Below are 24,454 nucleotides of genomic sequence, written 5' to 3' on the forward strand. Positions count from 1 at the left end.
AAGTTGCGGCAAAAGGAAAAGCAAAATTAATTTATAAAATAATCAAAGTGGTTGTAAGAATTTTGGTAGCACTTTGCGATTGGTTCTGCTAAAATTAATAATCTAAAAGCACATGTGTAAAAGCATGTGCTTTAAACAAATATTTTATGAATATTTCTATAATTCTCCTTGCTATAATTACAATTGTTGCCTTAACATACTATTTTCTTAAAGATATTATCAGAGTTATTTTCAAAAGAAAAAATTCACACCTGCTGGATAAAATGTCTCTACTGAATCCATTAGAGCCATTGCTTTCCTTCCATCAGGATCTACAAACATCGCAGGATTATTATAAAGAATAATTAAAAGGGGTTATATCAGCTGTGGTTTCCACTAAAGGATCAATTACGCCCCATATTCCAATATCAGGCATATAGAAACGTGCTCCATAATCATACATTCCCGTCTCTTGTAGTTCCTTCCCAGTGTACTTGTAGTTTTGATATTTTCCCGCTCCAAAATAAGCAGTCCCTGTTTTCAAATGATTCATCCCGAAAGGATAATAATCATTAGCATCCGTTATTTCAAGAACTCCTGTGCTGTTTCTCCCGAAACTTACCCTCGCATTACCATGGTGATCTTTATACTGGAAAATATAATGATCTTTTTATTGTAAATTCAGCAAGTTGTTTATTTGAAAATGCTAATCACTAACTCTGGAACATTACCTGACTTTTTTATCAATTTAGTCATTTGAAAAATCTTGCACTTGAAAGGATTAGAAGAAAAAGAGCAATACTAGATAATAAAATTAAAATCGCAAAAATAAAAAATATTATTCTTTTCCACCGAGGAGTGTTTCTATATCGTAACTCTAATTCTTGTAGAGATATAATTGTCATAATATTTTTTTTTATTAAAGGTCTTGTAATTAAAAATTCAATCGGCACCCCTATTAGAAGAAAATAAAATAAGCTTCTAAAACCTAATAAACCATAAATAAGTACAATAATTCCATAAATAATAAATGAAATATTAGAAGTAGTTACATTAAGTAAGGTTTCCTTTAAGTTAGCACCTTTAAATTGCCCAATCTTCTGCCCGCAATAATTTATAAAAAGCCATTTCTTTATTATTGATTTAATTATAAATATGTGTTAAAGACTACCAAATTTTGATACTAATTATTACGAAAAAAAGAGCAACACTTGAAAATATTATTATAAGAGATAATGTGAAAAATAAAATTCTCTTTCATCTTGGGGTTACGCTGTATAGTTTATATTTTAAAAATTGACTTCTATGTCCATAAAATCCCATAGAACGAATTTATGACAAAAGGTTACAGATTTGTAGTTGATTCTTCAAAATCAAGAATAAATTTTTCTCCAGTAGGTTTTACTACTTTCATTTGCAATGAAGCCCTAGGTTTTATTAATGAATCTCCTTTGAAAACTCGTTCTCCCCAGTCCATACCAAATAATTTAATACTATCATTTTGATATATTTCATACGCAGCACCATGATTGTCCCTGTCAAAATAAATACGCTCACAAAAAACGCGCATCGGCACCTGTTCCAACTTCAATGTTATTTGTTCTGTATGGTCTTTGATTATTTCCGCATTCACTCGAATCAAAATTACACCAATTATATAAAATTTCTCTTTATCAATAGTTTCTTTATATCCACCTCCTACAGGTCGACTCCTACATTATAAGAATTACTCCAACCCTCCCAATCTTTTAGCTTAAAGCTATGATTTTTAGTAGGTTGCATATCAATTACATCAACAGGTTAGGCTTCTTTTTGTATTAAAAGCTTGATTAAAATAGAAAGAATGATTTTATATTGTGTAAAATTGCAAATTGATATATAAAATTGTAGATAACGACTTGTATCTTGCAGAACTTATCGGTTAGGGAATTCTAACTTAGTTTAAGCACTGAACTTTGCAGATACAAAACCATCTTTAAATCAAACCCCAAACCTGCCATTTTTGCAAACTATTGTTAGCAGAAGTTTTTTCTATTTGTTTAGTTTTTCTAATTCGGGTAATTCACTTTTATATTTTTCAACGTCCCAAATTAAATTCCAATTTTTAACATAGTCAGAGATTGAACCTAAACCAACTTCTGTTCTTCTTTTATCAACATTATCAGGATCAATTAAAGGTAAAACATATTGAGTTTTATTATTTGGATTGGTTCCTATCTGACTTCCGTATATTTGTTTTCTACCTTCTCGAATTTCGATTCTGTCAATTAACAAAGCTAAAGAACCTGGATCTGCATTTCCTTTTGCTACCGCTTCTTTCATCATTGGTAAATATTTTTTTTGTGTTTCCAAATCTGAATGTTGAATTACGAGAAATAATGCACTATTGGCTTTTGCGCCTACTTTGTCTTTACCAACCCAACCTTTTTCATCTAATATTTTTTTTACTTTTAATAAGTTAATTGAGTCTTTCTGAAGTGTTATTTTCCAAAGATCCTGCATTTCTTTAGAATCATCACTGAAATTTTTTAGAGTTTCATGGATTTGCATTCTATATTTTTGGTCTTCTTCAAGAATTGTCAATAATTCAGCCTGTAATGGTTTGTCATAATTTGCTTCTACTAACTTTAATTTTTTTTCTAATTTCTCAACTGTTTTACCCCATTCTTTTTTTAAATGTAAATTTTCTAAATCAGTATCAGAATTTAAGTGCTTTAGATTTGTCCAGCCTTTTTCTATTGATAAGTTCAACCATTTAAATGCTTTTTTTGTATCTCCTGCTAAAGAAGATGCGCATGCGCCATTATATAAGTGACTTGGATTTTCGCTTTCAATTTTAAAAGCTTTATCATATAAATCAGTAGACATTTTATAATCTTTTACTTCATACAATCTATTAGCTTCACTTATTAATTTTGAATATTCTTGAGCATTAACACTCGTGAATAAAAATAATAATAACAAAATATAAATATTGTTTCTCATTTTTTTCCTGTATTAAATTCTAGATGTTTTTGTTCCGTTTTTTTTTACTGTGCTCTAACTTTCAAATTTATCCATTGCATCAATCTGGTAAAGTTATTTCTACTGCTAATATAAAATTTATTTTATTGATTTTATTATCAGATAATTCTATTTTAATTTTTATTAGGATGGGCGAATTTAATTTATAAAATCAAACAATCCATCAAAATTGCTTGCTTGACTGGCTGCTTTCCTGACATCTTGCTTTCTTGATTGCTGTCAATCAAAAAAGATTGCTCTGCAATACCTTGCGGTTATAAGAGTCTTCTTCTCTTTCTTTTATTTTGAATTGGAATATCCTCAGCCTCATAATTTGTACTGTTATTAGCGAATTGCAACAGAGAGAAAAGCTGATTTGTGGTCTCAGTATCTTTAAAGATCTCATTGAAGGCTGAAAATGGAACCGTATTTTCTTGTGAAATTTTCTGTGCTATTTTTTCCATTTCCGATATGAGCTTTTGCTTATCTGTTCTGTCTAGGTGTGGATTTCTAAATCTTGAAAATTTGATTTCCCTCTCAACAATGTTAATAACCGAATCCAGATATTTTTTCTTTTCAGAAGCAAAAACGGTCGGGTTAGTCAATAAAACAGCATTTTTGTTTTTGAATAGATGTACTTGCTTTTGTAAATCAATAATCTTCGTGTTGAGCTCAGTAATTTGTTTTAATTTGAATTCCAACTCCGTTTTATTTTTTAGAAGTGTGCTTTTGTACGTTCGAAATGCTTTTTCATAATTCTCAATGGTCTTGTCAGTCTTAATTTTTTTAAAACCTAAAAAATCATTTTCCTTTACGATCAGCTCCTCCGATTTCTTCGAACCCATTTCAGATTTCATTGTGTCATACCTTTCTTCCAAAACTTTGAGATATTCTTCTTTCTGTGAATCTTAAACTCAATCGCTTCCAATCTTCCTTTGGAACCGGAAATCCTTCTTTCCATATTCAGGCATTCAGCTGTGAGATCCTGCATTTTTGAATAATGAAAGGATTGGTGTTTAAGCGTTTTTCCTGTTTTCAGATCCTTCATCTCTGCGAAAACCCCTATAAACTGTCTGTTTATAGGGGTTTTATTTTTTAGGTGCTAAAATGGGTGCTAATAGATTTTTTAGTAAAAACTACATTAACATTACCGAAATTGTGATAGGTCAAAAGATTTAGAAAAATTTACTTTTGAGTCAAAAATACTTTTTTACTTAAAAGTAAATTGGGATAGAAGTTGTTACTTTACTAATACTTTTATACCCAAATTTTATTAAATTGATTCAAATAGTGATCATGAGCTGGTCCGGAATTAAATGAAGTATCAAAATACTTCTTTATACCTACTCGGTTGATAATGTCATTCTTAAGATTTGTCAATGAGTGTCTTTTTCTCAAATAATGCTGTATCAATTGGCAACAGTAGTCAGCAAGAAAATGTCCGAAACAAAACTTTAGAGCATCTATTTTATTTTTATTGCCACACAATAAAGCTTTCCGCTTTGTAATTCCCTTTTCCATATTTTTTTTTCTATCGCTTCTGAGTTAATTATTGGCAAATCGACTGGATTACTACAGTCTAATATTGGAAACTAAAAACTTTTTCCGGTGTATATAACGGCGTGGGTTTCTTTTTTTGTTTAAAGTATCGAGCAGAAAATACATGAGGGACGCAATGCAAAACGTTTCAGAGAGATGCTTGGAATCGAGCAAGAAGCTTTAGCCCTAGACTTGGGAATGGGATCAAAAGAAAATTTCTTTACTGGAACAAAAGGATGTGATTGGTTATTCGTTGTTACAAAAAATCTGAAGTATTAAAACTCCCTGTGGAAGCTTTCCAGAATTTTAATGATGAACAGATTATCAATATTATATCCAATACTTTATAAGATAGCTTTATAACACACTCTATTTCGTAAACATTCAGTTGTAGCTGCCACACGATACAATCGGGTGAGAGGTTGGATTCGTGATTCTTTTTTCTGAATAATATTGCCTCCTTTTTCAATTGGTACAATTTTAAAACTGAAAGTTTTTTAAGAATTTTTTTTAACTTTAGGATGTGCCATTTCTGTTTCAATAATTCAAATACTTTCTTCAACACTAATTTATCAAGAGTATTAATAGTGTTTATTAAGAAGTTGTTTTTGGGTATAGCAGTCCTGATCCGTCGACATATTTCTCTTTTTTTACCCTTATGCATATAGTAAATAATATTTCTCGTCCATCTGGAGACGTATATTTAGATATTAGTATCTGAAAAAATTATCAACTGTCATAAAGTTCTGAACAAAAAGCGTATCAACATTTTTCCGATTTTTATCATACTTATAGAAATTGCTCACTCCCTTTTTCTTAATAATCCACTGTGACAACTCACCATTTGCATATATTGTATCATTACAATTATTTACAAATGCATAATCGTACGAAAAATCATCAAGAGACTCAACTTTATTAAATGTACTGATGGAACTGTAGAATTTGTCAATTGGAGTTTTGATAATTCTAAAAGAAAATTCGTTATAAACATGTCCCAGTCCCCAAAAAGATTTTTCGTTAAGTAAGGAATCATTACCATTTTGAAGAAATTTGTAACATACAAATCTATCACATCCTATAACAATATTGTCTATTTTTGTAATATCATTCTTTTTTACCTTTTTAGAGGAAATATTACAGGAGTTAAATATAATTAATGGGATTAAAAAAAGTACTTTTTTCATAATTATTTGTCTTTTTTATTAATTTTTGGATCTGACATTTTGCATTTTTACCACCACGACTAGATTTTGTTTCTTCATCTAAAATACTATTTATAATATTTGTATCGTCAACAGCAGCTTTTTCTTCAAGAGCTTTTTTTAGAAGGAGGAACAGGAAGACCTGAATTGTAAACATATTTTTGTTCTCACCGTTTCGCATATAATATATAATGATTTCTCTCTCATCTGGATCTTTGTATATAATTGGATTATTTGCAGCATATGCATAAGGTGATACCGAAGATAATTTTGTAGTAGCTGGATCCACCGACATTCAAAAACTTCTATTCCAATCATAATAACTCGCAACATCATAATAAAGTCCCGTTTGTAAATCCGTTTCTTTACCCTCGTGACCATTAGCAATTTCTATAATATAACATCCTTAGAAATACCAAAAAGAATGGTGGCTTCAGTAACAGTAATATAAGGGCGTATTTGTATATCTGTAATTTTTAATGCAAACTGCTTTAATACTTCATTTTGCTTATCAATTTTTGTTTTGCTTTAGAAAATTTGTCATTACAGAATTTCGTGCAAAATCTAATTAGAATCGTTTTAACTTCAAAAGGCCTTTAACAGTGTTCGCAAATTTGCGGAATTTTCAGTTTACTAAATCAATAATTATAATAATTTAGAAGCCAAATTTTCACATAATACTTTTAAGATATACCTTCTCACCAAATAAAAAGCAGTACAATTAGGTTACAAAAACATGCTAAAACACCAGCTGTACAGAAACAAAAAAGCCGCCTTAGAATGAAATCTAAGGCGGCTTTATGATATTTAGCTATTTTTGCTAATCAAATTTACTTCACTTCTTCAAAGTCAGCATCCTGAACATCTTCTGCTCCGCTTGCATTTCCTTGACCTTGTTGAGCGCCTGCATCAGCACCTTGACCCTGAGCATACATTTCTTCTGAAGCTGCCATCCAAGCTGCATCTAGAGCTTCGGTTTTAGCTTTCACCTCTTCTCCGTTTTTAGCTTCGAAAGCTGCTTTCAATTCTGTATGAGCGGTTTCGATGGCTGCTTTTTTGTCAGCAGACAATTTTTCACCAAATTCTTTCAATTGCTTTTCAGTTTGGAAGATCAATCCGTCAGCTTTGTTGAACACTTCAACTTCTTCTTTTCTCTTAGCGTCATCTGCAGAGTTTTCCTGAGCTTCTCTCTTCATTCTTTCGATTTCCTCGTCAGAAAGACCAGAAGATGCCTGAATTTTGATAGACTGCTCTTTTCCTGTTCCTTTATCTTTTGCGGAAACGCTCAAGATACCATTCGCATCAATATCGAAAGTTACTTCGATCTGAGGAACTCCTCTTTGTGCCGGTGGAATATCTGTTAAGTCGAATCTACCGATCTCTTTGTTATCGTTGAACATTGGTCTTTCACCCTGTCCTACTCTGATGCTTACAGCCGGCTGGTTGTCAGAAGCTGTAGAGAATACTTCAGATTTCTTTGTAGGGATTGTAGTGTTCGATTCGATCAATTTAGTGAAAACAGAACCCATTGTTTCAATACCTAAAGAAAGTGGTGTAACGTCTAATAAAAGTACGTCTGTCACATCTCCTGTAAGAACTCCACCCTGAATAGCTGCACCAATTGCTACAACCTCATCCGGATTAACACCTTTTGAAGGTTTTTTACCGAAGAATTTCTCAACTTCCTCCTGAATGATTGGGATTCTTGTAGAACCTCCTACCAAAATTACTTCGTCGATATCTGAGATAGAAAGACCTGCATCAGAAAGCGCTTTTTTACAAGGCTCCATAGATCTTCTTACTAAGTCTGCAGATAACTGCTCAAATTTAGCTTTAGTTAAAGTCTTCACTAAGTGTTTAGGACCTGTAGCTGTAGCTGTAATATATGGAAGGTTAATTTCAGTTTGAGGAGAAGAAGACAATTCGATTTTTGCTTTTTCAGCTGCTTCTTTCAATCTTTGTAATGCAATGGCATCAGATTTTAAGTCAACACCTTCTTCAGCTTTAAATTCGTCTGCCATCCAGTTGATAATAACATCATCAAAGTCATCACCTCCTAAGTGTGTATCACCATTTGTAGACAATACTTCGAAAACTCCGTCTCCTAAATCAAGGATAGAAACGTCAAAAGTACCACCACCAAGGTCATAAACAGCAATTTTCTGATCTTTGTGAGCTTTATCCATACCATAAGCCAAAGCTGCTGCTGTAGGCTCATTGATAATTCTTTCTACCGTAAGACCAGCGATTTCACCAGCTTCTTTAGTAGCTTGTCTCTGAGCATCATTGAAATAAGCAGGAACAGTGATTACTGCTCTTGTAACTTCTTGCCCAAGGTAATCTTCAGCAGTTTTCTTCATTTTCTGAAGAATCATTGCTGAAATCTCTTGTGGAGTATATTCTCTGTCGTCGATTTTTACTTTTACAGTATCGTTTGGTCCGCTTACTACTGCGTAAGGTACTCTTGAAACTTCAGAAGCATCATCTTTGAAATGTGTTCCTATGAATCTTTTGATAGAGTATACTGTCTTTGTAGGGTTTGTTACAGCCTGTCTTTTTGCAGGGTCACCTACTTTTCTTTCTCCATCTTCTGTAAATGCTACGATAGATGGCGTTGTTCTTTTACCTTCTGCATTAGGGATAACTACAGCATCTTTACCTTCCATTACTGCAACGCAAGAGTTGGTAGTACCTAAGTCAATTCCAATTATTTTACTCATAATATGTATATATTTTTAATTTTAAAATTTAATTACACTCTCACTTTCTCAATATCTGTACCATTAGAATATTTATGACAAATTGACAGTTTCGGTTATTTTTAAATAAAATTAAGACAAGTTTTAAACAAAAAACGTTCTAAGATGACAGTACTAATCTTGTTTTTTCACTACAAAAGAAACAGAAATTTTCAATATTTTTATTAGATATTCTATAGCTTACAAAATCCTGCGATATGCTCGGGATAACATTATTAGAAAAAAATTTAATTATCGACCGTCTCAGGCTGAGCCTCTTTCACGACTAATGAATCCTGTTGCTTTCAAACAATTTTCTGTAAATCTGCTGTGACTGATGTCTTTACAAGATGATGACTCTTTTTCGGACATTTCCTTCAACTAAAAATTTAATTAAGAATTAACTTTAGAATCAAATAAAAGAGGAGTTTTATTATTATTTTTGATAAATTTTACTAATATCTATGTCCGTACATTTTAATCCCAGAGATATTACCTGGTTGGCGTTTAATGAGAGAGTTTTACAGGAAGCAATGGACGAAAATGTGCCTCTTCATCTTAGAATTCGCTTTTTAGGTATTTTCTCCAATAACTTAGATGAGTTTTTCAGAGTACGTGTTGCGGGACTCAAACGTGCCATGGACTTTAAAGAAAAAGTGATTGCAGAATCATTTTATCAGCCACCTTCAAAAATTCTTCAGAGAATCAACGAAATTGTCATCACGCAACAGTCAGATTTTGATAAAACCTGGAAAAAAATTCAGGTTGAAATGGCAGAACAGAAAGTGTTCATTAAAACAGCAAAAAATCTTACGGCGAGACAAAAGGAATTTGTACGACAATATTTTGATGAAGTGGTAGAATCTAATGTAATCCCTATTCTTCTTCATGAAAATACGCCAATGCCTTATTACAGAGACAAAAGTTTGTATTTGGGTGTGGCCATGAGAAAAAAAGACTGGCAATACCATAGTAATTATGCAATTATTGAGATTCCTTCACGTTTTGTAGGAAGATTTGTGCTTTTACCTACGGAAGATCTGGAAGAGAAAAATGTTATGCTTTTAGAAGATGTTATTACATTCAATCTGCCACATATTTTTTCTTATTTCGGATATGATGAATTTTCTGCCAACTCTTTTAAAGTGACAAAAGATGCAGAAATGGATATCGACAATGACATCAAAACCAATTTTGCGGAGAAGATAGAAAAAGGTCTTAAAAACAGACGAAAAGGAAAACCTACTCGTTTTGTTTTTGATAAAGATATGGACAAAGCAATGCTGGAATTGCTGATCCGAAAATTGAACTTAAGCAAAAAAGACAGCATCATTCCTGGTGGAAAGATTCATAATTTCAAACATTTTATGGATTTTCCTGATGTTTTTGAATATTACAAAAAGCCTGTTGAACGTACTTCATTTACCCATCAGGCATTTGAACATGGTGAAAGAGTGACCGATGTCATTATGAAACAAGATGTTTTATTGAGCTTCCCATACCATACATATACTCCAGTAATCGATCTTCTGCGGGAAGCAGCAATGGATCCTGACGTAAAATCTATTCAGATTACTGCATACCGTTTAGCGAGCAGTTCAAAAATCATTAACGCATTAATTTATGCTGCCAGAAATGGAAAAGATGTGACGGTAATGCTTGAACTTCAGGCGAGATTTGATGAAGAATCAAACTTGATGTGGAAAGAAATGCTGGAACCGGAAGGAATCACCGTTCTCATAGGAATTCCTGACAAAAAAGTTCATGCTAAATTATGTGTTATCAAAAAACGTGTTCATAATAAAACTCTTCAATACGGATTTATCAGCACCGGAAATTTCAATGAAAAAACGGCCAGAATCTATGGTGACCATCTGATTATGACTTCAGACAGAGGTATAATGGCAGATATTAATAAAGTATTTACCGTACTTAAGAAACCGAAGGAAGACTATGTGTCAGTTTTAAAGACGTGTAAAAATCTCCTGGTTTGCCCACAGTTTATGCGAGAAAAAATTGTTCAGCATATTGATAAGGAAATTGACGAAGCAAAGGCAGGCAGAAAAGCAGAAATGATCATTAAGGCCAATTCTGTAAGCGACCGTGGTCTTATCCTGAAAATGTATGAAGCAGCCGAAGCAGGAGTTGTAATAAGAGTTATTGTGAGAGGAATTTACTGCGCCATTAATCAAAAAGATTTTAAACAGAAAATAAAGGCAATCAGTATTGTGGATGAATATCTGGAACATGCAAGAGTAATGTACTTCTACAATAAAGGTTCTGAAGACATGTATATTTCATCTGCCGACTGGATGAACAGAAACCTTGATTACAGAATTGAGGCCGCTGCAAAAATTACTGACAAAAATTTAAAAAAGGAACTCAAAGATATCCTTGATATTCAGTTGAGAGATAACGTGAAAGCGAGAATTTTGGATAAAAAACTGAGCAACGAATACATCAGCAATGGTGAAAAAGAATGCCGTTCGCAAATAGAAACGTATAAATATCTGAAAGCAAAAACGACTGGCAAATAGTTTCTATAAAGGTTTTTAACCTGATTAAGACAAAATATTTTTGTACATTCGATTTTTATAAATGCCACATTTTTAATTAAATTATTAAAATTCAACAAAATACACAATCAAAGAAATGATCATTGCAGCGATAGACATAGGAAGTAATGCAGCCCGACTTTTAATCAACGAGGTAAAAATTCAAAACGGAAAACCCGAATTCATTAAACTGAATCTTCTGCGAATCCCATTGCGATTAGGGATGGATGTTTTTACCCTTGGAAAAATCGGTGAAGAGCGTGAAAAAATGGTCTTAGCTTCGATGAAAATTTTCAGTGATCTGATGCAAGTCTATAAAGTTGAACATTACAGAGCTTGCGCCACAAGCGCAATGCGTGACGCTGAAAATGGAAAGCAAATTATTGAAAAAGTAAAAAATTCCTCAGACATCAATATTGAAATTATTTCCGGAGACGAAGAAGCGACTTTAGTTTACGAAAATCATGTGGCAGAAGGTCTTGACAAAGATTTCGCCTATCTATATGTAGACGTTGGCGGTGGTTCTACCGAGCTTACTTTTTACGAAAATGACGAAATGGTCTACGAAAAATCTTTCAACATCGGAACTATTAGACTTCTTAACAATCTTGTGACAGAAGACAACTGGAAGGAAATGAAAGAGGAAATAAAAGCCAACATCAACAGCAAGAAACAAATTGTTGCCATCGGTTCCGGCGGAAACATCAATAAAGTGTTCTCGATGAGCAAAACCAAAGACGGCAAACCGATGTCCATCACTTATCTGAAGAAGGCTTACAAAGAATTCAACGACCTAACGGTTGAGGAAAGAATGACCAAATATGGTTTCCGACAGGACAGAGCGGATGTTTTGGTTCACGCTTTGAAAATCTACAATTTTGTGATGCACTGGGCAGATATCAACAAAATTTTTGTACCAAAAATTTCTGTCGCGGATGGGTTGATTCATAATATTTATGAGAGGGTTTCGGGGGAGGAATAAGGTTCTCGAAATTAATAATAAAATTTTTATTGTTATTGTTATCTGAAAAAGTTCATAAACAATATAATTCGGAAAGCGTATTTGTGCAACAAAATATTTTTGTTTGCTCAACACGTAATTTTTGATTTAGCAAAAAAAACTATGAAACAAATCGCACTGATTTTAGCTATATTTTATTCAGCAATAAATCTAAACGCTCAAAATATAAAATTTAGAGAAAATATTGACAAAGATTCTTTGTTTAATGTCGCAGTTCAAAAATTACCCATCGAAATGCGTGGAGATTTCACTAAAACATACAAGAGTGGAAATGAACAGGAAAAGGAATTTTTACTGTTTATGACTTTAATGCCAGAAAGCAACAAACAGGAACTTATAGCAAATTTTGAAAACAAAAAAACGGAAATTCAAAGATTAAAAACTGAATTTCAAAAACTTGTTCCTAAAAATTACGTTGTGGATATTGAGTTTAAGCCTGAGAGTAAAATTTTGACTGTAAGTGAAGAAATTACTATTAAAATCTATAAGGTTAAAAAGAAGGAAGAAAAAGAATATGCGGATGAGATTGAGAGATCTGATGATTTAAAAGTTATATCCCAAAATTGGAATTTGAAACCCAATTCGAATGAATTGGGCAAAATTATTAAGTCGATTGGCTGGACAAATCAAACTCTTGATAAAATTAAAAAACTTTTAAACGATGCAAATTGCATTTCAATAGAAAATGGCAAAATTACTACAATAGGTTTTGCAAGAAGCGGAATGGGAAAATATTATTACAAAATTTTCGAAAAACCGCTTAGTGAGAAAAGTAAAACAGAATACAATAACAATTGTCAATACATTTTTTATAAAGATAATATTGTTCTTGAATATGGTGGTGGTGCAATCGGTTCACAATGTTTTGAAAAGCATTAACAATAATTTAAAACTACCTACTTTTTGACCAAAACATTTAACCATTTCATAACCTTCCCGTAAAACCCTCACAACCTGTAAGGTTCATTTTTGCACAAATAATAAATTGTAAAAATGAAGAACAAATACCTTTTGAGAGGTTTACTGCCTGTTGCCGCATTATTTCACGGTGCGCTGACTGCACAGACCACATTGGTTCACTACTGGAACTTTAACAACAGTACGTCGGAAGCAGCAATGCTGGCTCCCACTTCTACCCTTTTAGCAGGATCAATTACTGCGTCAACAAGTTTACCCAACACTTATGTAGATTTTGCAAACGGGACAGGCCAGAACTTCACCGCAGAAAATGCAAGAAACAGCGATCCAATCGGTACGCATTTGAGATACAACTATCCGACTTTTGGAAATTTACAGTTCAATATTCCTACTACAGGGTATAATAATGTGGTTGTAAAATTCATCACCAGAAGATCAGGATCCGGAGCGGGAACTCAAACATGGTCGTATTCTACCAACGGAACGACTTATCAGACTTTCCAGACTGTTTCTCCGCCGGATGGAGCTCCTACGTTAACAACTTTAGATTTTTCTGCAATTGCCGGAGCTTCAAATAATCCTAATTTTAAACTGAAAGTTGAATTTGCAGCTGGCTCAGGAGGCGCCGTAGGAAACAACAGATTTGACAATTTCACAGTAGATGCCACACCAGCAGGCGGCGTTGATACCACTCCACCTTCCGTTGCATATTTGCCGGCAAATAACGTGAACAATGCGTCGACAACAGTAAATCCCACGATAACATTTAATGAAAACGTAAGATTGATCGACAATTCTGCAATCACTTCTGCCAATGCTCAGAGCTTGGTTGAATTAAGATTAAACAGTGCTACCGGAGCAGTGGTTCCTTTCACTACAACTTTCTCGAACAATGCAATCACTGTAATTCCAACCGCAGGTTTGGTTCCGAATCAGGCTTATTATTTGGCTTTAAAACCGAATTTAGTTGAAGATACTAGCGACAATGCGGTAACAGCAGCAACTTCAAGTACTTTTACTACAGCAGGAACGAGTATTTCTTTAGAGAAAAACTTAATTAAAGTAAATGAAAATGCGGGAACGTTAGCTTTTAAAATCAACATTAACAATCCTTCAAACTCTACCGTGAGTTTAGTGGTAAAACCTGCTTCATTCAACACTGCCAGCAGCAGTGATTATACATTGGCTAATCAGACCATCAACATTACACCTTCAACGACAAGCATTACTGTTAATATTCCGATCACCGACGATACTTTGCAAGAGCAGCAGGCTGAGTATTTTGTGGTTGGACTCGAAAATCCGGTTGGTACGACGATCACAGGCGATGCCAATGCTACCATTTATATTATTGATAACGATAAAGCAGCACCGGTTCCATCAAACCAAATCCAATTAAACTATATCGGAAGCTTTGATCCTTCCGGAAACAGCACAAGCTCAACAGAAATTGTAGTTCATGATGCTGCAACGCAAAGACTTTTCACGATCAGCTCATTGACAGATGTTTTCGACATCATTAATTTCTCAAATCCAACTACACCGGCAGTTATCCAAACTGTTAATATGGCTCCTTACGGAGGGATTACGAGCATCGCAGTAAAGAACGGAATTATCGCAGTTGCTTCTCCGAACGGAACAAATCCTCAGGGGAACGGTAAGGTGGTGTTTTTCGATATCAACGGTGTTTTCCTGAAGCAATTGGAAGTGGGTGTTCTTCCGGACATGATCACTTTCACACCAGACGGAACTAAAGTAATGACCGCTAACGAAGGCGAACCGAATGATGCCTACACGGTAGATCCGGAAGGTTCTATTAGTATTATCGATGTACCGGTTTTGACAGTTGCTGGAATTCAGGCTTTAACGCAGACGAATGTAACAACACTTGGATTCACTCAGTTTAACGGACAGGAAGCTACTTTAGCAGCAACCGGAGGAAGAAAAGTAAAATCGACCAGCACTTTGGCTCAGGATCTAGAGCCTGAATACATCGCGATCAGTCCGGACAGCCAGAAAGCATGGGTTTCATGTCAGGAAAACAATGCGGTTATTGAAGTTAATTTAACAACAAAAGCGTTAACCGGAATTTGGGGATTAGGTAAAAAAGATATGAGTCTTCCAGGAAACGGTTTCGATGCTTCTGACAATAATGGCGAAGTTTTGATTGCCAACTGGCCTGTGAAAGCGTATTACAATCCGGATGCAATGGCTTCATACAAAATCGGAAACACCAATTATCTGGTTACCGCCAACGAAGGTGACGAAAAAGATTTAGGAGGATTCAGCGAAAGAACAACCGTTGGAGCAAATGGATATACTTTAGATTCAACATTATTTCCAAATGCTTCAATTCTAAAAGCTTCTCATAATTTAGGCAGGTTCAGAGTAACGAATGTGAATGGAAACACCGATGGAGACACAGATTTTGAAGAAATCCATGCTTTGGGAGCGAGATCATTCTCGATTTTCAATGCAGATACGAAACAGATTGTTTTCGACAGTGGAGATCAGTTTGAAAGACACACTGCAGCCTACCATCAACTGATTTTCAATGCCGATAACGAAGCCAACGGAGCCAAAACCCGAAGCCGAGCAAAAGGTCCTGAACCGGAAGGCGTAACGTTGGGAACCATCAACGGACAGACTTTCGCATTCATCACTCTGGAAAGAACCGGAGGTGTGATGGTCTATAACGTGACAGACCCGAACAACGTAACATTTGTTGATTACAAACATTCAAGATCCACGTCTGCATTTGGTGGTGACAACGGTCCGGAAGGAATCACTTTCATTCCTGCCGCAAATATGACCAACGGAAAAGCATACGTCATCGTTGCCAACGAGATCAGCGGAACGTTATCGATGTATGAAGTTACCCTTTCACCAACATTATCTACAGGTGAAGTAAAAACTAAAAAAGCAACTTTCAATATCTTCCCAAATCCTGTGAACAAAGGAAATACTCTGTATTTCAACAGAGCTCAGGGTTATGAACTCTACGATACGAGCGGCAAACTTCTTGGCAAAGAAAAATCTGCCTTAACCATCGACACCTCAAAACTCAACACCGGAGTTTATTTAATTAAAACTTCAGAAGGCGAAGTAAAAAGAGTAATTGTGAAATAAAATTTTCATATTTGATTTTGTTGCAGCCCTGAGATTTTCTCGGGGCTTTTTTGTTTGATTAAAATTTGTTGCGAATTAAACATTTTAAACAAAAAAAAGACAGACCTTCAAAAGTCTGTCTTTAAAAAATATATCGTTGTATTTTTTATTCTACTCTACATTCACTACCTTTTCAATTTCGGGAGCGTGTTGCTTGATGGTATTTTCTACCCCTAATTTCAAAGTTGAGAAATTAAGAGAGCAACCTGAACAGTTTCCCAGAAGTTTTACAAAAACGGTATTATCTTTCACATCCAAAAGCTCGATATCGCCACCGTCTTTGTTCAAAAACGGACGAATGCTTTCAAGAGCTTCCATTACCTTGGTTACAGTTTGTTCGTGTGCTATATTTGTCTCCATATTTGAATTTGGTTTTTCAAAATTTAATTTGAAATCATTATTTATTTTTTTGGTGAGCAACCTGCCATTGTCGTGATTTTCACGGCTTCTGTAGGCGGTAGAAATTTGTTTCTTTCTACTAAGCTCTCTACCATTTTTCTTGCAGTTTCTGTATAAATTTCTGCAATTTTTGAATTTTCCTGAAGCGCTGCAGGTCTTCCTACATCTCCAGCCTCTCTGATGCTCTGAATCAACGGAATTTCTCCCAACACAGGAATATTTAAATCATCTGCCAGATATTGCGCTCCCTGATTTCCAAAGATATAATATTTATTGTCAGGTAATTCTTCCGGCGTAAAATAAGCCATATTTTCTATCAGTCCAAGAACCGGAATGTTGATACTTTCCATATTGAACATCGCAATACCCTTTCTAACATCCGCTAAAGCAACGTGTTGAGGCGTACTTACAATCACCGCTCCCGTCACAGGAACTTCCTGAATAATGGATAAATGAATATCACCCGTTCCCGGAGGAAGATCGATCAACAAGAAATCTAATTCTCCCCAAGCTGCATCTCTGATCATTTGGTTCAAAGCTTTTGAAGCCATAGGACCTCTCCAAACCACTGCCTGGTTGGCTCCTGAGAAATATCCGATGGAGAGCATTTTCACACCGTAATTTTCGATTGGTTTCATTAAGCTTTTTCCATTGACGTCAACAGAAATCGGCTTCTGCCCTTCTGTATCAAACATTGTAGGAACAGACGGTCCGTAAATATCGGCATCTAAAATCCCAACTTTAAAACCCATTTTTGCTAAAGTTACCGCAAGGTTTGCAGCGACTGTAGACTTACCAACTCCGCCTTTTCCGGATGCGATGGCAATAATATTTTGAATTCCAGGGATCTGTTTTCCTTTGATCTGACTTAGCTGAACTTCACTTGGCTCAGGAGAAACTATTTTAAGTTTTAAATTAATTTCTTCTCCAAATTCACTTGCGAAAGCCTGTTTCATTGCTGCCTCAAGCTTCTTTTTTTCGTGCATTGCAGGTGAATGAGCGGTCATGTCGATATACACATCGCTGCCCATTACCTGAAAGTTTGTTACCAAGTCATCTACTTCTATTTCTTTAAGGAAATCCTGAACTTTTTCTTTAGTCAACATAAAAATATAAATTGAGCACAAATTTACGGAAATTTTAGCTATTTAGAATCAATAAACGTGGTGATAGATAAATTCTTTTGTGAAGCCAAAATTTGTGTATTTTAGGGCGATTTAAATTTAATATCAATGAAGAAAATATTATTCGTTCTTTTAGGATTAATTGCCCATAATTCATTTTCACAAAATTATTCGCAATACGTCAATCCCTTCATCGGAACGGGCGGTCATGGTCACACTTTTCCAGGCGCGATCGTACCTTTTGGGATGGTTCAGCTTTCTCCCGACACCCGAATCGACGGAAGCTGGGATGGCTGCAGCGGCTATCATTATTCCGATTCTGTGATTTATGGTTTCTCGCATACCCATTTAAACGGAACGGGAGTTTCAGATTACGGTGATATTATGCTGATGCCGACAATGGGAACGCCAGGACTGACTCCAAAAGAATATTCATCCAAATTTTCTCATAAAAATGAAAAAGCAACAGCCGGATTTTATTCTGTTAAATTAGACAAACATAACATCGATGTCCGTTTAACCACAACAAAAAGAGTGGGTTATCATGAGTACACATTCAACAAAGCCGGAAACGCCAATATTATTTTAGATTTAAATCACAGAGATAAATTGTTGGAAGGTGAAGTAAAAATCATTGATAGCAAAACAATAGAAGTTTTCCGAAGAAGTGAAGCTTGGGCAACCAATCAATATATTTACGCAAGAATTGAGTTTTCAAAACCGATGTTGGAAACCAAGGGATATGAAGAAAGTGAACCAAAAATTGGAGGAACTCACACAGGATATGTAGGAACAAAAATTCAAATTGCATTTTCTAATAAGGTCAAAAAAGGTGAAAAAATTCTGGTAAAAGTTTCGATTTCTCCAACTGGTTACGAAGGTGCGGGAAAAAATATGCTGGCAGAGGGAAAATCAAATGATTTTAATGAAATCCAAACTCAGGCGGTTGCAGACTGGAACAAAGAACTTTCAAAAATTGAAGTGAAGTCTGACGATAAAGATAAACTCACCGTTTTTTACACGGCGATGTATCACGTTTTCACGCAGCCAAACATCAACATGGATGCTGACGGAAAATACCGTGGCAGAGACAATAAGTTCTACATGGCAAAAGACTTCGGGTACCATTCTGTTTTCTCGCTTTGGGATACGTTCAGAGGAGCGCATCCTCTGATGGCTTTAATCGATAAAAAAAGAACGGCAGATTTTATCAATACTTTCATTAAACAGCGTGAACAGGGTGGCAGAATTCCGGTTTGGGAACTCGCTTCGAATGAAACGGAATGTATGATCGGTTATCACGGCGTTTCCGTCATTGCAGATGCGATGGCAAAAGGAGTCACCGGTTTCGATTACGAAAAAGCCTACGAAGCATCCAAAAATTCAGCGATGCAGGATATTTTTGGTTTAAGTGCTTACAAGCAGAACAACTATATCAGCATTGATGATGAACATGAAAGTGTTTCAAAAACTTTAGAATACGCCTACGATGACTGGTGTATTGCTCAGATGGCGAAAATTTTAAATAAAAAAGAAGATTACGAATATTTCATGAAGCGTTCTCAGAACTGGAAAAACCTTTACAATCCAAGCAACGGTTTTATGCAGGCGAGAAAGAACGGAAACTGGTATGAGCCGTTTGATCCGAGAGAAGTGAATAACAACTACACTGAAGGAAATTCGTGGCATTATTCTTACTTCGTTCCGCAGGATATTCCGGGATTGATTCAGGCACATGGAGGAAAAGAAAAATTTGAACAGTTTATTGATGCCATTTTCTCCGCTCCCGACAAAACGACAGGAAGAGAACAGGTGGACATCACGGGTTTGATGGGACAATACGCTCAGGGAAATGAGCCAAGTCATCACATCGCTTACCTTTATAATTTGGTTGATAAACCCCAAAAAACAGAAGAAAAAATCAAATACATCCTCGATAATTTCTATAAAAATGCTCCGGATGGACTGATTGGAAACGAAGATTGCGGACAGATGAGTGCGTGGTATATTCTGAGCACCATGGGAATTTATTCGGTAACTCCCGGAAAACCTGAATGGGAAACCGTAACGCCCTATTTTGATGAAATTAAATTACATTTGGAAGATGGAACTACGAGAATCATTACTAAAAGTACGCCGAAAAGCGAACTGAAAAAATTAGGTTTTGAAAATGTAAAAGTTGCCAAAGATTTAAAATATACCGAACAAACTGCTTCGCCTGTAATCGCTGCAGACCGACTTTTTGACTTTAACACTAGGGTAACAATTACCCCTTTGAATGAGAAAGATAAAGTCTACTACATGACAATGGATGAAAATGATGCCAACGTGAGAAAGACTTTTAAAGTGTATAAAGAACCGTTCACCATCAACAAGACGACGCAGGTTTCTACGTATGCGGAAAGAAGTGGTGAAAAAAGTGCGATCACAACAGCACATTTCAACAAACGCCCGAATCATTGGGATGTGACAATCAATGCAACGGCCAATCCTCAGTACACAGCAGGCGGACAATTAGCAATCATCGACGGAATCAACGGTGACGTGAACTGGCGAAAAGGCGAATGGCAAGGCTATCAGGGACAAACCGTGGAAGCAATCATCGATTTTAAATCTCCTCAGCAGATGAATCATATTTCCTCAACCTACCTACAGGACAGCCGTGCATGGATTTTAATGCCGAAAAAAGTGGAATATTACGCTTCAATGGATGGAAAAACTTTTATTCTTCTGAAAACTCTGGAAAATAACATTGATGCGAAGGATGAAACCGTTCAGGTAAAAGAATTTGCAACAGACATTCTTCCGACCGAAGCCCGTTATCTGAAAGTAAAAGCATATCACTTCGGAAAACTTCCTGCATGGCATCAAGGTGCAGGTGGCGATGCGTATGTTTTTGTGGATGAGATTTCTGTGAAGTAGAAATTTTTAATTTTAAATAATAACCTCTTTCGATTCGGAAGAGGTTTTTTTATTATGCTTTCATATAGTTTCAATCTTGTAAATCATCGTTAATTAAAAATTTAATATTGGGATTTATAATGATATGATTTTTATTAATCTGATATAAAACTTTAAATTTAGAATCTCCATAATTCTCTTCTCGAAACAGCAAAGTATTTGAAACAATTATATTTCCAATTTCATTTTTATAGAGAGTAATGATTGAGTCTTTTATCTGATAATTTCCTCTTATAATATCCGCTCCTACGCCAGCATGGTCTACAAATTTATAAGTGCCATCTTCCCTAAATTTGAAATAAGCTCCATTAAAACCTCCATCATATTCTGCATGAATTAGAACACGGGAATTATCTCTCAAGCTTAGAACAAAAGCATTCACTGCAAAAGAGATTAAGATCAAAAAAACTATGACTGAAGGAATAAAACTCGTCAATGATCTTGAAATATGATATTTTTTTAAATCGTTATTAACAGCAAAACCAAGAAAAATTAAAAATAATAAAAGCAGAAATGCATATACAAACTCCTGAAATACCATTTCAGTATCTGCATTTTGAATCCTCCAAAGATTGTAATAAAATCCAATAATCAGCATTGGAATCAAAAGCCAGTTTCTTTTTATCATTTCTTATTCTCTATCAATTCATCCTCTCCGACCACTGCAACTCTTCCGGTAATTCTTTATTTGAAAATTCAATGTGAATGACTCTTCTTTTCTTTCCGTTTGTTGTTCGGTTTGAACCATGAAGAAGCAAAGGTTTCATAATCATTACACCACCTTTTTCAACATTGCAGATATTTTCTGTTTCCACATCCCAATCAATGGTTTCGGGTCTGTAAATTCCTTTTGCGTGAGATTTTGGAACGACTTTTAAGGCTCCATTTTTTTCATCAGTATCGTCTAAATGAATTCTTATGGTGAAAATATTTTCAAGAATAGGTAAAGGCGGCTGTACCGCAAACTGATTTTGTTTCGTTGTCCACGGTCCGAAGTTTTCCAGTTCGACTTTTTTATCGACAGAGATAGTCAAATCCTGATGATAAGCGACATACCAGTTTGATTTTTCGGGTTTATCGAAGTAAATACTTTTGACTGCAAAATATTTTTCGCCAAAAATTTCTTTAATGATTGTCTTTAAATTTTCATTAAAAATAAAATCTCTTACTTCAGGAATTTCCTTTAAAAACTGGCGGATGGCAAAAAGATCTTCCGATTTTCTGAACGTTTCTTTTGAAGTGTCGATTTCCTGGAGCACCAGACTGATTTTTTCAATTTCTTCTGTAGAAAAAACATTGTCAATGAGGGAAAATCCTTTATCAGCAATTTGATTTTTATGATGTTGTAAATTCAACATTTTTATTTAATATTTTGAATTTAAAAGGTTTGGATATTATACTCCATTACTCATATTCTACATATCTCCGCCATGATTATCAAGCTGCCCTTCCCATTTTGAAACGGCGGACGTTGCCAAAGCATTTCCTAAAACATTCGTCATACTTCTCGCCATATCGCAGAAGTGGTCGATTGGTAAAATTAAAGCAATTCCTTCCGGTGGAATTCCAAACATAGAACAGGTTGCTACAATGATTACCAAAGAAGCTCTCGGAACTCCGGCAATTCCTTTTGAAGTCAGCATTAAGACCAAAAGCATGGTGATCTGTTGTCCCACAGACATTTCAATTCCGTAGATCTGAGCGATGAAAATTGAGGCGAACGTCATGTACATCATACTTCCATCCAGATTAAATGAATATCCTAAAGGTAAGATGAACGATACGACTCTATTGTTACATCCAAATCTTTCTAATTCCTCTACCAATTTTGGGAAAACCGCTTCCGAGCTTGTGGTAGAAAAAGCAATTAATAATGGTGACTTTATTCTTCTTAATAATTCAAAAAGACGTTTTCCTAAAATCAGATATCCAACCAATAAAAGCACTGCCCACAAAACAGCTATGGCAAAGAAGAAATCTCTAAGATAAATAGCGTAGACTTTAAATATTTCAAAACCATTGGTGGCAACTACCGCTGCAATAGCACCAAGAACTCCCAACGGTGCAAACCACATAATGTAGCCAACCATTTTTAGGATTGCATGGGCAATAACGTCGAATAACTTGATAACAGGTTGGGCATATTCGTCCCCTAAATTAGCTAAAGCCACCCCGAACATAATCGAAAAGACCACAATCTGAAGTACTTCATTCGTAGCAAAAGCTTCAAATATACTTTTAGGAATAATATGTTTCACAAAGTCTTCCATAGAAAAACCTTTGCTCGATTTTAAAAGTTCATCTGCAGATGCAACATCCTGAATGGGAAGTTTTGTTACATGACCCGGCTCAAGCCAGTTTACCAAAATTAAACCAATGAAAAGAGAGATAAGAGAAGCAGAAATAAACCAAAGCATTGCTTTCGATCCTACTCTACCGATCATTTTGATATCACTCATTTTGGCAATCCCCACAACCAACGTTGTGAAAACCAATGGCGCGATGATCATCTGTACCAGCCTGATAAATACAGTTCCTAAAAGTTTGATATTATCTGAGAATGGTTTTGCACTTTCAGGATACTGAATATGTACAAATCCGCCGATGATCACACCAACGATCAATGCTACAATGATTGCAATAAATAATTTATTCTGTCCTTTCATATCTATAGTTCAATTGGCACAAATATAATGGTTTTCAATTGAACCTTAAATTTTTGTTAAAACCTGAATAACGTATCATCAATAGACAGATAGTGAAAGAATTAAACTTAAATTTTTACATATTTAATAATTTTTTAGGTTGATGGCATGGAATTTATTATTACATTTGAGAATAGCTAAACATTAAATCAAATCAATTATGAAAAAAACAATCGCAATGTCGGCATTAGCCTTGGCAGTATCGTTTGGATCTATTTCGTGTAAAAAGAAAGTTTCTGACGCTGAACTACAGACTTCAGCTACTACTATTGTTGCTGCTAATCCTGCTGCAACAGTAGAAATAAAAGAAGGTGTTGCACACTTAGGTGGAACATTTGCTACACAGGCTGAAAAAGACGCAGCTATCAAATCTCTGAAAGAAATCAAAGGTGTAAAAGATGTACACGATATGGCAACTGTAGCTCCCGCAGTAACAGCTCCTGAACCCGTAACTACTACATCTGCTGTAGATCCTATGGTTCAGCAAAAAGTGAAAGATGCGTTAAAAGATTTCCCATCAGTGAATGTGGAAGTTGTGAACGGAGAATTAACTCTTACCGGAACTGTATCTACTGTACAAGCTAGAAAAATCAAAGAATCCGTGGATGCTTTGAAAGTTGGAAAAGTAAATTATAACTATACTGTAAAATAATTAGAGATGAGCACATTACAAGATAAATATTCAAGTGTTGTTTCTGCCGCTCAGTCTGCAGGAGTTTCTAATCTTCAGGTACAAGAGCAGGACGGCATTCTTTATGTTTCCGGAAATGCTTCCAACACTGCAGCAAAAGATGCCGTTTGGAATGCTTTAGGAGCGATCGATTCTACATATTCTGCTTCAGATATCAATATCGATGTACAGGTAGCCGGTTTAGCTGCCGGGGCAACTTTAACTATTGCCACAGAAGACTCTAACCTCAACATCAGACAAGAGCCTTCTACGGAAGCGGCTGTCGTCGGTAAAGCTGCGAAAGGATCTTCAGTAACATTGATAGAGCAGACTTCAGACGATTGGTGGAAAGTGAAAACTACTGACGGACAGGAAGGATATGCCTACTCAAGATATTTAAGAGCATAAGTTCGCAATAAACTCACCGCTTTTAGAAATATTTAACATTTAACATCCCCAATCGGGGATG

General features: G+C 35.2%; 21 protein-coding genes and 1 pseudogene. 9 read left to right on the top strand and 13 right to left on the bottom strand.

The features are described from left to right. Positions 1-146: 146 nt before the first annotated feature. Positions 147-344, top strand: a complete 198-nt coding sequence (locus AR685_RS18035; RefSeq protein WP_131777649.1) for a hypothetical protein — start codon at positions 147-149, stop codon at positions 342-344. On the opposite strand, the gene AR685_RS16990 is transcribed toward AR685_RS18035, so the two are convergent. From AR685_RS16990 to AR685_RS18185, 5 genes are all read right to left on the bottom strand, one after another. Further along, positions 332-532, bottom strand: coding sequence for an RHS repeat-associated core domain-containing protein (locus AR685_RS16990; protein ID WP_059125326.1), 201 nt, complete (start codon positions 530-532; stop codon positions 332-334). The two genes, AR685_RS18035 and AR685_RS16990, sit on opposite strands and share 13 nt — an antisense overlap. Positions 533-1,324: 792 nt before the next feature. Then, positions 1,325-1,612, bottom strand: coding sequence for a hypothetical protein (locus AR685_RS16995; RefSeq protein ID WP_059125327.1), 288 nt, complete (start codon positions 1,610-1,612; stop codon positions 1,325-1,327). Between the two features lie 398 nt (positions 1,613-2,010). Beyond that, positions 2,011-2,964, bottom strand: coding sequence for a DUF6624 domain-containing protein (locus AR685_RS17000; protein WP_059125328.1), 954 nt, complete (start codon positions 2,962-2,964; stop codon positions 2,011-2,013). Positions 2,965-3,257: 293 nt separating this feature from the next. Continuing rightward, on the bottom strand, positions 3,258-3,827 hold the full coding sequence (locus AR685_RS17005) for a hypothetical protein (RefSeq protein ID WP_131777650.1): 570 nt from the start codon (positions 3,825-3,827) through the stop codon (positions 3,258-3,260). Positions 3,828-3,835: 8 nt separating this feature from the next. Further along, positions 3,836-3,973 carry a hypothetical protein gene (locus AR685_RS18185; protein ID WP_165592834.1) on the bottom strand — a complete coding sequence of 46 codons (138 nt, stop codon included), beginning with the start codon at positions 3,971-3,973 and terminating at the stop codon, positions 3,836-3,838. Between the two features lie 656 nt (positions 3,974-4,629). On the opposite strand from AR685_RS18185, the pseudogene AR685_RS18305 reads away from it, so the two are divergent. Further along, positions 4,630-4,865, top strand: a pseudogene (locus tag AR685_RS18305) (XRE family transcriptional regulator); the annotation flags it as partial. Positions 4,866-5,231: 366 nt separating this feature from the next. On the opposite strand, the gene AR685_RS17025 reads toward AR685_RS18305, so the two are convergent. The 3 genes from AR685_RS17025 to dnaK form a co-directional block, all read right to left on the bottom strand. Continuing rightward, positions 5,232-5,708: a hypothetical protein gene (locus tag AR685_RS17025; RefSeq protein ID WP_059125333.1), complete on the bottom strand. Its 477-nt coding sequence runs from the start codon at positions 5,706-5,708 to the stop codon at positions 5,232-5,234. After that, on the bottom strand, positions 5,668-6,021 hold the full coding sequence (locus AR685_RS17030; RefSeq protein WP_059125334.1) for a hypothetical protein: 354 nt from the start codon (positions 6,019-6,021) through the stop codon (positions 5,668-5,670). Before AR685_RS17030 ends, AR685_RS17025 begins: the two co-directional genes overlap by 41 nt. Positions 6,022-6,556: 535 nt before the next feature. Further along, on the bottom strand, positions 6,557-8,446 hold the full coding sequence (gene dnaK, locus AR685_RS17035) for a molecular chaperone DnaK (RefSeq protein ID WP_047445430.1): 1,890 nt from the start codon (positions 8,444-8,446) through the stop codon (positions 6,557-6,559). A 482-nt stretch (positions 8,447-8,928) separates the two neighbouring features. On the opposite strand from dnaK, the gene ppk1 reads away from it, so the two are divergent. From ppk1 to AR685_RS17055, 4 genes are all read left to right on the top strand, one after another. Continuing rightward, entirely contained in the window at positions 8,929-11,001 is a 2,073-nt protein-coding gene (ppk1, locus tag AR685_RS17040) for a polyphosphate kinase 1 (protein WP_059125335.1), read from the top strand. Positions 11,002-11,116: 115 nt separating this feature from the next. Next, the gene (locus tag AR685_RS17045; RefSeq protein WP_059125336.1) at positions 11,117-12,001 is read left to right on the top strand and encodes an exopolyphosphatase; all 885 of its coding nucleotides are present in this window, start codon (positions 11,117-11,119) and stop codon (positions 11,999-12,001) included. A gap of 99 nt (positions 12,002-12,100) precedes the next feature. Continuing rightward, positions 12,101-12,919: a hypothetical protein gene (locus AR685_RS17050; RefSeq protein WP_059125337.1), complete on the top strand. Its 819-nt coding sequence runs from the start codon at positions 12,101-12,103 to the stop codon at positions 12,917-12,919. A gap of 114 nt (positions 12,920-13,033) precedes the next feature. Then, entirely contained in the window at positions 13,034-16,087 is a 3,054-nt protein-coding gene (locus tag AR685_RS17055; RefSeq protein WP_059125338.1) for a choice-of-anchor I family protein, read from the top strand. 150 nt (positions 16,088-16,237) lie between these two features. On the opposite strand, the gene AR685_RS17060 is transcribed toward AR685_RS17055, so the two are convergent. After that, the gene (locus AR685_RS17060) at positions 16,238-16,486 is read right to left on the bottom strand and encodes a NifU family protein (protein WP_052188000.1); all 249 of its coding nucleotides are present in this window, start codon (positions 16,484-16,486) and stop codon (positions 16,238-16,240) included. Positions 16,487-16,527: 41 nt separating this feature from the next. After that, a complete protein-coding gene (locus AR685_RS17065; protein ID WP_047445419.1) occupies positions 16,528-17,631 on the bottom strand; it encodes an Mrp/NBP35 family ATP-binding protein in 1,104 nt (367 codons plus the stop codon). A gap of 126 nt (positions 17,632-17,757) precedes the next feature. Between AR685_RS17065 and AR685_RS17070 the strand changes: the two genes are divergently transcribed. Continuing rightward, on the top strand, positions 17,758-20,571 hold the full coding sequence (locus AR685_RS17070) for a GH92 family glycosyl hydrolase (protein WP_059125339.1): 2,814 nt from the start codon (positions 17,758-17,760) through the stop codon (positions 20,569-20,571). 70 nt (positions 20,572-20,641) lie between these two features. On the opposite strand, the gene AR685_RS17075 is transcribed toward AR685_RS17070, so the two are convergent. The 3 genes from AR685_RS17075 to AR685_RS17085 form a co-directional block, all read right to left on the bottom strand. After that, positions 20,642-21,151, bottom strand: a complete 510-nt coding sequence (locus AR685_RS17075; RefSeq protein WP_131777651.1) for a hypothetical protein — start codon at positions 21,149-21,151, stop codon at positions 20,642-20,644. Between the two features lie 100 nt (positions 21,152-21,251). Further along, entirely contained in the window at positions 21,252-21,968 is a 717-nt protein-coding gene (locus tag AR685_RS17080; RefSeq protein WP_059125341.1) for a phytanoyl-CoA dioxygenase family protein, read from the bottom strand. A gap of 57 nt (positions 21,969-22,025) precedes the next feature. Continuing rightward, a complete protein-coding gene (locus AR685_RS17085) occupies positions 22,026-23,276 on the bottom strand; it encodes a dicarboxylate/amino acid:cation symporter (RefSeq protein WP_059125342.1) in 1,251 nt (416 codons plus the stop codon). 199 nt (positions 23,277-23,475) lie between these two features. On the opposite strand from AR685_RS17085, the gene AR685_RS17090 reads away from it, so the two are divergent. Then, positions 23,476-23,967 carry a BON domain-containing protein gene (locus AR685_RS17090; RefSeq protein ID WP_047445409.1) on the top strand — a complete coding sequence of 164 codons (492 nt, stop codon included), beginning with the start codon at positions 23,476-23,478 and terminating at the stop codon, positions 23,965-23,967. Between the two features lie 6 nt (positions 23,968-23,973). Then, complete coding sequence (locus AR685_RS17095; RefSeq protein ID WP_047445408.1) at positions 23,974-24,393, top strand: SH3 domain-containing protein; 420 nt, start codon at positions 23,974-23,976, stop codon at positions 24,391-24,393. Positions 24,394-24,454 lie beyond the last annotated feature (61 nt).

The organism is Chryseobacterium sp. JAH (assembly GCF_001507335.1).
In the GTDB taxonomy this organism is placed as follows: Bacteria; Bacteroidota; Bacteroidia; order Flavobacteriales; family Weeksellaceae; genus Chryseobacterium.

Bases quoted from the DNA above. Each gene is read 5' to 3' on its own strand.
- dnaK (WP_047445430.1), bottom strand. From the start codon at position 8,446: ATGAGTAAAATAATTGGAATTGACTTAGGTACTACCAACTCTTGCGTT.
- AR685_RS17070 (WP_059125339.1), top strand. From the start codon at position 17,758: ATGAAGAAAATATTATTCGTTCTTTTAGGATTAATTGCCCATAATTCA.
- AR685_RS17095 (WP_047445408.1), top strand. From the start codon at position 23,974: ATGAGCACATTACAAGATAAATATTCAAGTGTTGTTTCTGCCGCTCAG.
- AR685_RS18185 (WP_165592834.1), bottom strand. From the start codon at position 3,973: ATGCAGGATCTCACAGCTGAATGCCTGAATATGGAAAGAAGGATTTCC.
- AR685_RS16990 (WP_059125326.1), bottom strand. From the start codon at position 532: ATGAATCATTTGAAAACAGGGACTGCTTATTTTGGAGCGGGAAAATAT.
- AR685_RS17075 (WP_131777651.1), bottom strand. From the start codon at position 21,151: ATGGTATTTCAGGAGTTTGTATATGCATTTCTGCTTTTATTATTTTTA.
- AR685_RS17080 (WP_059125341.1), bottom strand. From the start codon at position 21,968: ATGTTGAATTTACAACATCATAAAAATCAAATTGCTGATAAAGGATTT.
- AR685_RS17005 (WP_131777650.1), bottom strand. From the start codon at position 3,827: ATGGGTTCGAAGAAATCGGAGGAGCTGATCGTAAAGGAAAATGATTTT.
- AR685_RS17045 (WP_059125336.1), top strand. From the start codon at position 11,117: ATGATCATTGCAGCGATAGACATAGGAAGTAATGCAGCCCGACTTTTA.
- AR685_RS17025 (WP_059125333.1), bottom strand. From the start codon at position 5,708: ATGAAAAAAGTACTTTTTTTAATCCCATTAATTATATTTAACTCCTGT.
- AR685_RS18035 (WP_131777649.1), top strand. From the start codon at position 147: ATGAATATTTCTATAATTCTCCTTGCTATAATTACAATTGTTGCCTTA.
- AR685_RS17065 (WP_047445419.1), bottom strand. From the start codon at position 17,631: ATGTTGACTAAAGAAAAAGTTCAGGATTTCCTTAAAGAAATAGAAGTA.
- AR685_RS17030 (WP_059125334.1), bottom strand. From the start codon at position 6,021: ATGTCGGTGGATCCAGCTACTACAAAATTATCTTCGGTATCACCTTAT.
- AR685_RS17060 (WP_052188000.1), bottom strand. From the start codon at position 16,486: ATGGAGACAAATATAGCACACGAACAAACTGTAACCAAGGTAATGGAA.
- ppk1 (WP_059125335.1), top strand. From the start codon at position 8,929: ATGTCCGTACATTTTAATCCCAGAGATATTACCTGGTTGGCGTTTAAT.
- AR685_RS17090 (WP_047445409.1), top strand. From the start codon at position 23,476: ATGAAAAAAACAATCGCAATGTCGGCATTAGCCTTGGCAGTATCGTTT.
- AR685_RS17085 (WP_059125342.1), bottom strand. From the start codon at position 23,276: ATGAAAGGACAGAATAAATTATTTATTGCAATCATTGTAGCATTGATC.
- AR685_RS17000 (WP_059125328.1), bottom strand. From the start codon at position 2,964: ATGAGAAACAATATTTATATTTTGTTATTATTATTTTTATTCACGAGT.
- AR685_RS17055 (WP_059125338.1), top strand. From the start codon at position 13,034: ATGAAGAACAAATACCTTTTGAGAGGTTTACTGCCTGTTGCCGCATTA.